This window comes from Shewanella sp. ZOR0012, from assembly GCF_000798835.1.
Lineage (GTDB): Bacteria > Pseudomonadota > Gammaproteobacteria > Enterobacterales > Shewanellaceae > Shewanella > Shewanella xiamenensis.
Genome location: NZ_JTLE01000094.1, coordinates 758,947 through 771,886 on the forward strand (window position 1 = coordinate 758,947; position 12,940 = coordinate 771,886).

12 protein-coding genes are annotated in these 12,940 nt (G+C 46.3%); 8 read left to right on the forward strand and 4 right to left on the reverse strand.

All coding sequences use genetic code 11. The features are described from left to right. Positions 1 to 1,473 (forward strand): polyphosphate kinase 1 (gene ppk1, locus L976_RS22685; protein WP_081990948.1); only part of this gene is annotated, 1,473 nt, incomplete at its 5' end. Between the two features lie 42 nt (positions 1,474 to 1,515). Next, the gene (gene ppx, locus L976_RS05165; RefSeq protein WP_047534880.1) at positions 1,516 to 3,033 is read left to right on the forward strand and encodes an exopolyphosphatase; all 1,518 of its coding nucleotides are present in this window, start codon (positions 1,516 to 1,518) and stop codon (positions 3,031 to 3,033) included. A 104-nt stretch (positions 3,034 to 3,137) separates the two neighbouring features. On the opposite strand, the gene L976_RS05170 is transcribed toward ppx, so the two are convergent. Beyond that, positions 3,138 to 4,007 (reverse strand): ion transporter, encoded by an 870-nt coding sequence (locus L976_RS05170; protein ID WP_037418109.1) that lies wholly within the window; start codon positions 4,005 to 4,007, stop codon positions 3,138 to 3,140. A 157-nt stretch (positions 4,008 to 4,164) separates the two neighbouring features. Here L976_RS05170 and L976_RS05175 point away from each other — a divergent pair, with 157 nt between their 5' ends. From L976_RS05175 to L976_RS05185, 3 genes are all read left to right on the forward strand, one after another. Next, positions 4,165 to 4,680 (forward strand): L,D-transpeptidase family protein, encoded by a 516-nt coding sequence (locus L976_RS05175; protein WP_080612373.1) that lies wholly within the window; start codon positions 4,165 to 4,167, stop codon positions 4,678 to 4,680. A 66-nt stretch (positions 4,681 to 4,746) separates the two neighbouring features. Beyond that, positions 4,747 to 5,361 (forward strand): VOC family protein, encoded by a 615-nt coding sequence (locus L976_RS05180; RefSeq protein WP_047534883.1) that lies wholly within the window; start codon positions 4,747 to 4,749, stop codon positions 5,359 to 5,361. A gap of 232 nt (positions 5,362 to 5,593) precedes the next feature. Continuing rightward, positions 5,594 to 5,854, forward strand: coding sequence for a DUF5062 family protein (locus L976_RS05185; protein ID WP_011626406.1), 261 nt, complete (start codon positions 5,594 to 5,596; stop codon positions 5,852 to 5,854). Positions 5,855 to 5,924: 70 nt separating this feature from the next. On the opposite strand, the gene L976_RS05190 is transcribed toward L976_RS05185, so the two are convergent. Then, a complete protein-coding gene (locus L976_RS05190; RefSeq protein ID WP_047534890.1) occupies positions 5,925 to 6,845 on the reverse strand; it encodes a M23 family metallopeptidase in 921 nt (306 codons plus the stop codon). 65 nt (positions 6,846 to 6,910) lie between these two features. Continuing rightward, positions 6,911 to 7,786 carry a 6-pyruvoyl trahydropterin synthase family protein gene (locus tag L976_RS05195; RefSeq protein ID WP_037426454.1) on the reverse strand — a complete coding sequence of 292 codons (876 nt, stop codon included), beginning with the start codon at positions 7,784 to 7,786 and terminating at the stop codon, positions 6,911 to 6,913. Between the two features lie 505 nt (positions 7,787 to 8,291). Between L976_RS05195 and ccpA the strand changes: the two genes are divergently transcribed. Then, a complete protein-coding gene (gene ccpA / locus L976_RS05200; RefSeq protein ID WP_047534893.1) occupies positions 8,292 to 9,293 on the forward strand; it encodes a diheme cytochrome c5 peroxidase CcpA in 1,002 nt (333 codons plus the stop codon). Between the two features lie 125 nt (positions 9,294 to 9,418). Here ccpA and yejK read toward each other — a convergent pair whose 3' ends face one another. Continuing rightward, positions 9,419 to 10,447 (reverse strand): nucleoid-associated protein YejK, encoded by a 1,029-nt coding sequence (yejK, locus tag L976_RS05205; protein WP_047534896.1) that lies wholly within the window; start codon positions 10,445 to 10,447, stop codon positions 9,419 to 9,421. Between the two features lie 77 nt (positions 10,448 to 10,524). On the opposite strand from yejK, the gene L976_RS05210 reads away from it, so the two are divergent. After that, positions 10,525 to 10,743, forward strand: a complete 219-nt coding sequence (locus tag L976_RS05210) for a YejL family protein (protein ID WP_011622981.1) — start codon at positions 10,525 to 10,527, stop codon at positions 10,741 to 10,743. Between the two features lie 66 nt (positions 10,744 to 10,809). Next, positions 10,810 to 12,600: a DUF3413 domain-containing protein gene (locus L976_RS05215; RefSeq protein WP_047534904.1), complete on the forward strand. Its 1,791-nt coding sequence runs from the start codon at positions 10,810 to 10,812 to the stop codon at positions 12,598 to 12,600. The last annotated feature ends 340 nt before the right edge of the window (positions 12,601 to 12,940 follow it).

Genomic DNA, 12,940 nt, shown 5'->3' on the forward strand with positions numbered 1-12,940 from the left:
CGCGATGCGGATTTTGATATTACCGATGAGCTAGAACAAACTCAGCTAGAAAAAATGACCAAGGGTCTGAAAAAGCGCCTGACGGCTGAACCTGTGCGTTTGGTATACGACAAAGAAATGCCCGAACATATGCTTGAAATGCTGAAGGAAAATTTAAATATCAGCTCTACTGAATGTTTGATCCCAGGCGGGCGTTACCACAGTTTCAAAGACTTTATTGGCTTCCCCAACCCCAGCCGTGATTACCTCGAAAACGAGAAACTGCCCGCGCTCAATAGCTCGGGCTTTGGCCGCAGTGCCAACAGTTTCGATGCGATCAAAATGGGCGATATTATGCTTAATTATCCGTACCATAAGTTCTCCCACTTTACGGAAATGGTACGTCAAGCCGCCTACGATCCTGCGGTACGGTTTATTCGCATCAATCTGTACAGGGTAGCGAAAAAATCCCATGTGATGCAGTCACTTATCGATGCAGTCAAAAATGGTAAACAAGTCACTGCGGTAATAGAACTACGGGCTAGATTTGACGAGCAATCCAACATTGAATGGACGCGAGTACTCGCCGAAGCCGGCGTAAAGGTCCACCATGGGATCACCAGCTTAAAAGTACACTCTAAGTTGTGCTTAATTGGCCGTGAAGAGCAAGGCGAAATGAAGCTTTACTGCCATGTCGGCTCAGGCAACTTTAACGAAGGCACGGCACGGGTCTATACCGATTTGTCCCTCTTTACCGCCAATCAGGAAATCGCCCGCGAAGTGGAGCAAGTGTTCGACTTAATTGAACATCCCTACCGCCGTGATAACTTCCAGCATTTGATTGTGTCACCCTATGATGCGCGACAAAAGCTCACCCATTTGATTGATAAAGAGATTGTTAACGCCCAAAGCCATATTAAGGCGGCGATTACTTTAAAATTGAATAACTTACTCGATGAGTCTCTAGTACAAAAGCTCTATGAAGCATCAGCTGCGGGCGTCAAAGTCAAATTATTGATCCGCGGAATTTGCTCGCTGATACCGCAAATTCCGGGGATCAGCGATAACATCGAAGTTTACAGTATTGTCGACCGCTTTTTGGAGCACTCTCGGGTGATGCTATTTCACGCGGGTGGCGAAAATAAGTTGTTTATTTGCTCCGCCGATTGGATGAGCCGCAATATTGATAACCGTGTTGAAGTGAGCGTACCAATCTATGATCCGCGTCTAAAACAAATGGTGATGGATATTTTATCGTTACAATTCAACGATAATACTAAGGCTCGCATTATCAATAAGGAACAGAGTAATCCTTATCGTAATCGCGGTAATAAACGTAAAGTGCGTTCTCAAATTGCCATTTATCAATATCTGATTAATTATGAAAGGCGGTTACAGCAAGAATTAAACGCCCAACGGGAAGCTGCAAAGCTTGAAGCAGAGCAAGCACAAGCACTGACTCTCGATCCCGCATTACAGGCCAAAGCCAGCTAACGCTGGCTTTATTTTAGTCTCGATTGCCTAAGGATAATCCGATTGGTTGCCACACATTCACAGCCGCGACACTTTGTCGCCATCGACATGGGCTCAAACAGTTTTCACTTGGTTATCGCCCGAGAGCAAGACGGCAGTTTGCAGATATTACACAAAGAAAAACAGCAAGTTCAGTTAGCGACAGGCCTCAATGCGCAAAATATTCTCAGTGCTGATGCTATCGAACGCGGCCTAAATTGCCTACGGGACTTTAATCAGCGTTTTTCAAACCTCGACCAAGCGCAGGTACGCTTAGTCGCCACCCACACCTTAAGAGTAGCTAAAAACCGTGAGCAGTTTATTGAGGCAGCGCTGCGTATTATGCCCTATCCAGTGGAGGTGATTTCTGGCCATGAAGAAGCACGGCTCATTTATAACGGCATTGCCCAAAGCCAAGTACTTGGGAAACGTAATATCGTTATCGATATCGGTGGCGGCTCTACCGAAGTAGTGCTCGGGCAAAAAAATACCCCTACCCATTTATCGAGCCTACGCTGTGGCTGCGTGAGTTTTAATGAACGCTTTTTTATCGATGGCCAAATTACTCCAGCGTCGTTTCGCGGGGCGCAAAGCGCTGCCGACAAACAATTTGCTTCACTGTCGAAGGAATATTTCAGTGGCGATTGGGACTTAGTGCTCGGCAGCTCTGGCACCGTAAAAGCTATTTGCGAAGCAATCCAAGAAGAACATGGTGATGAAATCGTCACCCTCGCCCGCCTCAAACAATTAAAGCTGAAACTGATTAAGTGCGGACACATCAGCCAAGTGCACTTTGCCAATGTCGATGATAAACGCACGCCGCTAGTGCCTGCTGGCCTTGCGATTTTAATCAGCTTTTTTAGACGTTTACCCATTGAGCAATTGGAGTTTAGTCCAGGCGCCCTGCGCGAAGGCGTGCTCTACGAATTAGCCAAAATCGGTCAATATCAAGACATTCGCCACCGCACCGTTGACAGTATTGCCCAGCTTTACCATGTGGATATGCCCCATGCGGCTAAAGTGCGTGACACCGCCATGGCGCTGTTTGAGCAAGTCGCCGATGAATGGGGATTAAGACCCCATGCACGCTTACTATCCTACGCTGCGACCCTGCATGAAATTGGGTTACACATCAACTCCAAGGCATTACATAAACACGGTGCTTATATCATTAGTAACAGTGATTTACCGGGTTTTAGTGAGGCGCTGCAACAGGATTTAGCCAGACTGATCGCAAACCACCGTAAGAAACCCAATCAATTGCTACTGGCCGAATTAGAGCTTAGCCACAAACTCACCCTCATTCGTCTCGCCTGTCTACTGCGCTTGGCGGTGTTAGTGCATTTAGGCCGAATTGCCAAAGCCCTAGTGCTTGAGAAAATCCAAGTGATTCCAGATGGCCTCATGCTAGTGCTACCCAGCCATAAACGTAAAATTAGCCTGTTTATGAAGGATTTGCAGCGAGAGCAAAAACAAATGGCAGCCCTAGGGATGCAGCTGCGTTTTGTTTCAAGCCTTGAGCAGCGCCAAGAGAAACCGTAAGAAGTAAAAAGTGGCATGCTAAACAAGCATCGCCAGTGAATAAAAGCATTTCATCCCTCAGAGACATTGAGTGCTCTAAGGGATGAGCTGATAAACGCCTTATGCTATTTATCCCCCTTCCCTTGAGGTATCTCGAGCTTATCAAGCTCACAACCACAGCGATTACAGTAGGTTGCATCTAAATCATGACCCATTTTATGGCATTGATTACAAGTACGCAGATCCCTATGCCGTCCCGCTTCTTGGGAAATTTCAGCGGTTAAAATACCCGTAGGGATCGCAATAATGGAGTAACCCAGCAACATGGTAAATGCGGCAATCGCTTGGCCTAGTTCGGTTTTCGGCGTGATATCTCCGTATCCTACCGTCGTGATGGTCACAATAGTCCAATATACTGACTTAGGAATAGAGCTAAAGCCATTCTCAGGCCCCTCAACGACATACATCACGGCACTTAATACCATGATGATTAAACTCACCGAAAAGAAAAATAGGAACACTTTACGGCTAGATTGCATCATCGCCTTAAGCAGCAAATTACCCTCGCTTAAGTAGCGCAGTAATTTAAGCACCCTAAAAATCCGAAAAAGTCGCAGCACACGAATCACTAAGGTGAAATTAGCTCCAGGAATAAAGAGCGCGAGATAACTAGGCAGTACCGATAATAAATCCACTAACCCATAAAAACTGCGGGCATACAGTACAGGATGGGTCGCGCAATAAAGCCTCAAACCGTATTCAACGGTAAAAATCAGCGTAAACACCCACTCTAACACCCGAATAATGTGTCCATAATCCCGATGAAACGCTTCAACTGTGTCAAGAAACACCAACGCCACACTCAGTACAATACAAATGATCAGACCAAGATCAAAATAACGGCCTGCGGGTGTATCGGTACCAAAAATAATGATGCGTAATTTACGTTTAAATGGGCTTTCAGTGTCCAGTTTTTCAAGCGAATGGTTTGACATAGGGGAAAACATCCTTGCGGTAAATAGCGTTATCTGCTCCTAATTGCCAAAGTCTGCCATGCAATTGCTACTCGCTCAAAATTATCTACTCACATTGGCAAAAATTTGCGGTATGATGCGCAAAAAAAGCGTTAATAGCGTCATTTTAGAGGAAGACATGCGCGTACCACTACTTTCCAAATCCATTACTGTGGCAATAACTCTCGCCGCACTGATTTCTCCCCAAGTGCTCGCCTCATCGAGTATTGGCAAAGTCGATTTAGTGGTAATCACTAAGTCTGAATCCAATATGGCCTTATTAAGGGATGGCAAAGTCCTGAAACAATACCGCATTGCTATGGGTGACTTGCCGACAGGCCATAAGTTGACTGAAGGCGACCAACGTACACCACAGGGCCGTTATATTCTGGACTATAAAAAGTCCGATAGCGCCTATTATAAGTCCATCCATATTTCTTATCCGAATGAAGAAGATAAGCTAAGAGCCAAGGCGCTAGGGATCAGACCCGGTGGCATGATCATGATCCATGGCCAGAACCCACGCTCGCCTCTCCCTCCTGAGCAAGCACAGCAATACAACTGGACCGATGGTTGTATCGCCATTACTAACGCCGAGATGGACGAAGTGTGGAAAGCCGTTGATGAAGGTACACCCATCGAGATTTGGCCCTAAGCCATCACAGAATACGCCCAGTTAAATGGGCGTTTTTATTTGTGTTACCTGCTTTAAGGATTTTTGATGTCAACAGCAAACACAGAAGCTAATGTATTGAGCTTCGAAGCATTAGAACAGACATGGCCTGAATTTGAGGCGAAGATATTGGCGTTTCTAGACCAATTGGGCTTAGCAGATAAAGCATTGCATTGCGATCATGTCGCCCTGAGGGTGAACAGTATCGCCGCTGCCGATGCACTCAAGCAAGCCTTAAGTGCCCGCGGGCAGATCATCTCGGATAATCAAATTAATGGTCGCACAATCCTGATCATTGAACAGGATAAGCCCTTAAGACTCGGCAACTTTAGCATCGACTGTGTCGAACTCCCCTATCCTGGCGATACCGTTTATCCTCAAGAAGGCTGGGAGCATATCGAGCTGGTATTGCCATCCACTGCACAGGACTGCGACAGTCTAAGCCAAGAACTGACTCATTTGAGCCCCTCACTTGTGCCATTACTCCAAGGGCATTCGGCATCCTTAACCGAAGCGCCAATAAAAGTGAAATTTAGCTCGCCTAAGGGCGATAAAGAACGCTTAGCTAACCCCACCATCGCCTTTAAACAAGCCGATGTCTGTATCAAAATCCACCCGCACAGCATTAAAGCGGTTATCGCCAGCGAACAGGCGGAGATATAAGATCAATCGAGGCGCAAACCGTTGACATTAGGAATGTGACAGCAATTCCAATGACTTATAATGGATTGCATTAAACAGGCAGTTTGCGAAAAAATCAGCAGCAATAACGGTTGAAATAGCCTAGATTCAAGCTATTAACACTTTGGTTAGTCATTAGGTTTTCTCGATTTTATGTTATCGACCACGGGAGTCGCCGATGCGCATTGCCGTGATACCCATAAGGATGCAGCACATGAAGCCACATAAGCACGAGGCACAGCTACTCAAACTCGCCCTCGAAATTGGGATCGGCTACGCCAAAAAACGCGGTTTTGATGACTTTGACAAGGGTGTGTCGCCCAAGGATAAAGTGGAATGTATTTATCGACTTTTAGTGACCGATAATCTGATCCAACCTTTAGCAAAAGATAAAGAAGACGGCCCGAATATGAAACACAAACTGGTACTGTGGATCATCCGCCATCTGCCGACAGATCATCCTTTATTGCAATAAGCGCTCAAACACAAAAACAGGGCGCCAATGATTGGGTGCCCTGTGTGGAAATAAGAAATAGATGCGGGAGTTACTTCGCGACTTTTTGCACTTTCTGTGCTTTTTCCGCCGCCAACACAGTGGCCATCGGTGGCACTATGGTTGTCGGATCGAGGCGCATTTGGAACCAATTCAATCGCCAATCTAAATGCGGACCATTCGCTCGTCCTGTCGCCCCAACTTCAGCCACAGCTTGCCCTTGCTTAACGGTTTCACCCGCATTCACATAGAGTTTGCTTAAGTGTAAAAAACTTGAACTCACGCCATAACCATGGTCGATAACCATAGTCCCGCCTGAATAAAACATATCGGGAACCGACAGGCTAATCACCCCATCGGCGGGCGCGATCACCACAGTGCCGGTTTTCGCCGCCACATCCACACCAAAATGTGGGTTGCCAGGCACATCGTTATAAATACGCTGACTACCATATACACCCGAGATCCTGCCGGTTAATGGCCAAATAAACGATTGTAAAAACGCGGTTTGTTCACTAAAAGTCCCGCGTGCCGCTTTGACCTGAGCTGTATCCTTTGCTGCCCGCTCCTGCGCCACGGGATCGGGCTTCATAATCTTATTGCTGATCCCTTTAACATTCTGAATATTGTACTCTCGCTTCTTGATATTTAACGGTTTAACTTCAGTTAAGCCATCGGGATACATCAAACGTAATTCTTGAGTCAGCTGCGCATCCCTCTCAAAACCAAAGGCAAAATGACCATCAGGCGTCACTTTAACGGCCTCGCCATTAAGACTTACCTGCGTACCCGCTGGGGCTTTACCACGAATTAACGCACCCTGTTCAAATTTACCGTCAAAACTCACTTGTGCTTGAGTCGATAAGCTAAACAGGGTCAAAAGTGGCAATAACGCCGCCTTACAAGTGCGCGATAGCATGTTCGGCAACGTTTTTAACAACTTAGGTAGAGCCTTAGGTACAGCGTTTAGCATATTTTCAAAAATCCTTATTCAAACAATAACGCCCTAAAGATTAGGGCGTTAAAAAATCGACAGGGTTAATTCCCTTTGGTCACTATGGCGCCTTTACCCACACCTTCGTAGGCAATCACAGTAAACTGGCTTGAAGGCACTTTCGTGGCTAAAGTGGTTGCCATATAGTCTGCCAGCAATTCGACCGTGGTATCGTGCGGGATCAAATCACAACATTCCTTGGGCATCGCCAGCTGGAAATCCCCCTGAGGCGCTTGATAATGGAAACCATAATGGCTGTCATCGCTGATCCGCGTTTGTGGCGATAGGTTTAACGTCTTCACCGAGACTAAATCCTCTTCGCTACCGAGGTAGATATCGTGCCAACGCTTGGCCCAATACTCATCCCATTTCGGCGCGGACACTCCATTCTCAAACACTTGTACTGGGCTGCGATGACCATGGGCAATCCGCTGGCAATTACCATCGTGTTTACGCAAACCATGGCTGTAGTGATAGTAAGGCGCGTTCAGGATCTCATGCCTTAAAGTGAGGCTAATTCCTTCAACATTATCAGGCAGAGTTTCCCGTAGGGCTTTTTGCAAGAAGGCATTGACGCTTGGAATATCAATCTGTTCCGATGGAACGAGTGCAAAGGCTTGGGAAGGACAAGCTAAGTGGATCTCACCGAGCGCGCTTTCAAAATCCATCCACACCCGATCGCCCTGCTGCTGCCAACGCACGCCGCTGCAGGCGGTAGGCACCAATAAACGATGGTCCGCCACCGCATCAATCGTGTGCTTAATAGCACGTTTGACCTTGGCAAAATCGAGCACCATATTTTGCTCGTCTAAACCGCCTTCTAATACGACATCGACAATCCAGCTTTCCCCCACCATGCCACGCTTAGGGCACAGGTAAGAAAAATCGATCACGGTTAAATCTTTTACAAACAGTTGCATTGACTCTCCTCGGCAGAAAAACAGTCCGCCTTAATAGGGATTGCGCCACTTAGCGATGGCCGAGCACGCTCACTTGGACAGACACCAAGCTTACCCAAATAATAAGGATTCTAATCAATTCTGCTTCGCCCTGCGACAAATGAATCCTTTCTTAGATACTTTTTATCTTAAGACATGTGTAAACGAACTTGAGCCCACCATTGTTTGCTATCGCAATGAGTAACAAACACGAAATAACGCAAACCGTTTAATCGGCCATATCGTGACCGACAGATAGTTTCAGCCGCACACTAATAGACACTACAGATTAGCAAGCAAACCCCTAAACGAAACACCGCAAACCCTACAGAGTTAATCGAGTAAAAACAGCGAATTAGCTCACAAAAATCTAATCAACAACAGCGATAGACCCAATCGAAACAAGGCGTTATCCCTAAGCCATTTTAGTCGTTACTATCGCCCTATAAACCATACAACTAACAAGGTTAATAAGGGAGAAAACCAGATGACAAAACTTACCGCTATCGCGATAACCCTCACAGCTATAGTAGCGAGTAGCTATGCCGTCGCCGCCGAACCGATTGAAGTAATTTCCCCAGCAAAAATCACTGAACCCGAAAAGGTGGAACTGGGTAAAATGCTGTTTTTTGAACCAAGGTTGTCTAAATCAGGTTTTATTTCCTGTAACTCTTGCCACAACCTCTCCACCGGCGGCGTGGATGCCCTGCCCACATCGATTGGTCACCATTGGCAAGAAGGCCCAATAAACTCTCCGACCGTGCTAAATGCTGACTTTATGCTGGCGCAATTCTGGGATGGCCGCGCCAGCGACTTAAAAGAACAAGCCGCGGGCCCAATTGCCAACCCCAAAGAAATGGGCTTCACCCATGAACTCGCCACCGAAACCATTGCCTCAATGCCCGCTTACCGTGCCCGCTTTGCCAAGGTTTACGGCGATGAAAAAGTCGATATTGACCGCTTAACCGATGCCATTGCCGCCTTCGAAAAAACCTTAGTCACGCCAAATAGCCCATTCGATCAATATCTATTAGGTAAACAGGATGCGATAAGCAGCGAAGCCAAAGCGGGTTACCAACTGTTTAAGGACAAAGGCTGCGTCAGCTGCCACAACGGCCCTGCGGTCGGTGGCACTATGTTTATGAAGATGGGCTTAATCAAACCATTCCACACCAATAATCCTGCCGAAGGACGTAAAGGTGTAACGGGTAAGGATGCGGATAAGTTTGTGTTTAAAGTACCAACGCTGCGTAATATCGAGCTCACCTACCCCTACTTCCACGATGGCAGTGTATGGACGCTCGAAGAAGCGGTAAATACTATGGCGGATATTCAGTTAGGGCAAAAGCTTACCGACAAGGAAACCAAGGAAATGGTGGCGTTCTTAAATTCACTGACAGGTGAACAGCCACAGATCACCCTGCCGATCCTACCGCCATCGAATAAAGAAACTCCGCGCCCAGAACCTTTTGCGACGGGAGCAAAATAAGGGTTAAATCTAAGAAGCATTTAGCATAAAACAAAGGCCGAGGATAAACTCCTCGGCCTTTTTGTTTAATGCTTGGTGCTTAAAAAGCTGACGCTTAAAGCTTAAGCGATATTATCCCAGGCGGCTTATTCGCCCTTAAGACGTCTATCTAGCTGATCTTTTAAGTTTGCTGGCACGCCTTTAATCAAAATTGTGTCGGAAATCGGATCGTAAATCACTCGCTGACCCAAATGCCCACCGTCAAAACTTATCGTCACGCCACCACCGGTGCCGGAGAATTTCTTTAATTGTCTTAGGGTCGACTTATCCGCAGGAAATTCTTCATCCAGCTCATAACTGCCACCACGGGCAAAGTCATAGAAAGACTCCATACCTTGATCGGCAAGCTCATCCGCTAAATCTTTGATCTCAATATCGGCGCCTTCGTCGAACCGCTCGGAGCAATATTCAAACACTTTATTACGACATTGCTGGCGTTCTTCTTTGGTCAGGTCACTACTGGCGACAAAGTCTTCAACCGCGTTCATCAAGGTTTTGTTTTGCGCCTTGGTATTCACCCCTTCGACACAGCCCATAAAGTCGAGGAAAAAGTCAGCGACTTTACGGCCCGCACGCCCACGGATAAAGGAGATGTACTTGCGAGAATCTTTATCAGCCTGCCATTCGGTGAGATCGATTCGCGCAGCCAACTGGATATTGTTTAAATCCAAATGGTTATTTTGTGACAGCTCCATATCATCGAGTACCGTCATTGACGATTTTGCACTGAGTAGCGCCACAAACAAATAATCACTCGCCATGTTGGTGTAGCAGGACATCAACAGGAATCCGCCTTGGCTAAAATCATATTTGGCCAACTCTTCCTGCAACAACTTACTGGCTTGGCCGGTAAATTCGACAAAACCTAAATCCCCTGCACGGTATTCCTTTAGCGCATTGGCAAACGCCGGATTAGCCTCACCATCATCACCGTGAATACCAAAATAACCGAATCCTTTGCCGGATTTGCTGGTATAAGTCTGATGCAACTCTTCGAGCATCATCTCGACAGCCTGACCGTTCAGCAGAGGTTGAAGACGTAAACGGCAGCGTAATTGACCCTGACTGTCCTGGGAAATCTCGTGAATAATTGCTTGTTCGATGTTAATACTCATAAGCCCTGATAGTGATGCTGGAATAAATCCGCTATTATATGCCGCTAATCCATTCCAAAGTGAAACATTTTTTGATTATGGCAATCCAATCGAAATACTCAAACGCACAAGTTGAATCATTAATCGCCGAAATTTTAGCGGTACTCGAAAAGCACAAAGCTCCTACTGACTTAAGCCTGATGGCGCTAGGCAACTGTGTCACTCACCTGCTCGAGCGCAAAGTGCCAAGCGAATCTCGCCAAGCGGTCGCCGAACAATTTGCGAAAGCGCTCGCACAATCGGTGAAATCCAATTAAGTTAGTCGAGTAACAATGATTAAAACAGCATAAGATACAACGCCTTTTAGGAATAAGCGGATCACTATGGTCGAGCGAAAAAAACAAATGAGCCGCGATCGCGTATCGCGACTTATCAACTGGGGACATTGGTTCGCCTTCTTTAATGGCCTATTGGCTATGATCGTCGGCACACGCTATTTAAGTAGTGTGGGTTATCCCGAAACCTGGTTTGGCTGGGGCTATCTCGCCGTCAGTACCATTGGCCAGTTCAGTTTTCTTGCTTTTATCGCCTACTTGATCTGCCTATTCCCACTGACCTTAATCTTACCTTACTCCAAGATACTCAGAGGCTTAGCAGCCGTTATTGCGACTTTAAGCCTGTGTATTTTATTGTATGACACGATTGTTTATGCCGATTACGGCATGCACTTGAGCCCCTTCGCCTTTGATTTAGCCTGGGCCGATTTGAGCGCCCTACTCCACGGTACGTCCTATATCGTCACGCCAATCGCCATTTTGGTGATTGAGCTAACGGCGGCGAACTTCCTGTGGAAACGGATTGAAAAAATCCAAAAACTCAATCTTGGCAATAAAGTCATAGCCTTTGTTGGAGTATGCTTTGTTAGCAGCCATTTGATCCATATTTGGGCAGATGCCGCTGATATCACCGAAATCACCCGTTTCGATGACACGTATCCGCTGTCGTACCCCGCAACGGCTCGTAGCTTTATGGAAAGCCACGGCATTGACGGTTCATCCCAAATCGATGATGACGCAAATCATGCCACTAATGTGCTCAGCTATCCTATCCAGCCACTGCAATGCCAAGCAGATAATAAACCAAACGTATTAATGCTAACCATCGACAGCTTACGTGCCGACATGGTGGACGCCAAAACCATGCCGTTTTTGCATCAATACACCTTGCAGAATCAGCATTTTACTCACCACTACAGTGGCGGCAATCAATTTAAGACGGGCATGTTCTCCCTACTTTATGGTTTACAAGGCAGCTATGGCGATGCACGCATCTTCAATACTACAAGTCCAATCATCACCCGCAGCTTTAAGCAGGCAGGTTATGAACTAGGCTTGTTTATCCCAGAAACCAATCTGAATTTGCGTGCAGCCCAGGCCATGTTTAATGACTTTACCCCCGTCATTGCCAAAGAAACCAATGGCAGTGCCGAGGCGGATATTCTTAGTGTTGGCCACTTTACACAGTGGCAAAGCGTGCAACAACGTCCTTGGTTTGCTCTAGTAAACCTTAAAGCACCCGAGAATTTTGATACACCGGTAGGCTTCCTCGGTATCGAAACTGTCAAAGCCGATGCGAATTTACAACCCGCGCAAAAGGTATTATTTAACCAATATCGCCAATCATTGAATTTTATTGATAAGCAAATTCAATCGATTGTAAGTCAATTACCTAGCGATACCTTAGTGGTGATCACCGGCGTCAACGGCAAAATGTTTACCAGCAATAGTGACGAAGCGCTGCGTAATTTGTCACCAGATAGCGTTAGAGTCCCACTGGTTATCCACTGGCCAAATGTAGGAGCTAGCACGGTTAACTATCGCACTAGCCACTATGGTATCGTTCCCACTTTAATGACCCATGTCTTAGGCTGTACCAATAACCCCACAGACTACAGTGCGGGCCGTAGCCTGTTGCAACCAAGCCAAGAAACCTGGATTTACATCGGTGACAGTCGCATTTTTGCCATTTACCAACAGTCGGAAATCACCGTCATCGACCGCCATGGCAAATACCGCATTTACGATGAAAACTTTGAGCACAGACTGCACAAAAAGATGAGCGCACCTGAGCTTATTCAAGTGATGCGCGAAGGCAGGCGCCTTTACAATCACTAAAAAGTATTTTACCTCAAAGCCCTAAATCACTTAGGGCTTTTTGTTTTAACAATTTCATTGCGAGTAGCGTGTTGCAAAGCCAACAACTTGATCACATTAATCACACCATGACTAAACTAATATCAGACAGTTAGTCCATTAAATGCTAAAATAACTATATGACTCATAAATGATATTTTTATTTGGCTGATTTCATTCCATGACTCTTATTAAAAACGATCAGAATCAAGCCTTTGACGCCATTCATACTATCCTCAACAGCCTAAATAGCTGATCCGAATACAGCTACATTTTCGCCGTGCCATGCCCACTGCCAGGAAATGGGGAAACGGTTCCCATA

Excerpts from the sequence above, each read along its gene's own strand:
- L976_RS05170 (WP_037418109.1), bottom strand. The coding sequence starts at position 4,007 with ATGTCAAACCATTCGCTTGAAAAACTGGACACTGAAAGCCCATTTAAA.
- L976_RS05175 (WP_080612373.1), top strand. The coding sequence starts at position 4,165 with ATGCGCGTACCACTACTTTCCAAATCCATTACTGTGGCAATAACTCTC.
- L976_RS05180 (WP_047534883.1), top strand. The coding sequence starts at position 4,747 with ATGTCAACAGCAAACACAGAAGCTAATGTATTGAGCTTCGAAGCATTA.
- L976_RS05185 (WP_011626406.1), top strand. The coding sequence starts at position 5,594 with ATGAAGCCACATAAGCACGAGGCACAGCTACTCAAACTCGCCCTCGAA.
- L976_RS05190 (WP_047534890.1), bottom strand. The coding sequence starts at position 6,845 with ATGCTAAACGCTGTACCTAAGGCTCTACCTAAGTTGTTAAAAACGTTG.
- L976_RS05195 (WP_037426454.1), bottom strand. The coding sequence starts at position 7,786 with ATGCAACTGTTTGTAAAAGATTTAACCGTGATCGATTTTTCTTACCTG.
- ccpA (WP_047534893.1), top strand. The coding sequence starts at position 8,292 with ATGACAAAACTTACCGCTATCGCGATAACCCTCACAGCTATAGTAGCG.
- yejK (WP_047534896.1), bottom strand. The coding sequence starts at position 10,447 with ATGAGTATTAACATCGAACAAGCAATTATTCACGAGATTTCCCAGGAC.
- L976_RS05210 (WP_011622981.1), top strand. The coding sequence starts at position 10,525 with ATGGCAATCCAATCGAAATACTCAAACGCACAAGTTGAATCATTAATC.
- L976_RS05215 (WP_047534904.1), top strand. The coding sequence starts at position 10,810 with ATGGTCGAGCGAAAAAAACAAATGAGCCGCGATCGCGTATCGCGACTT.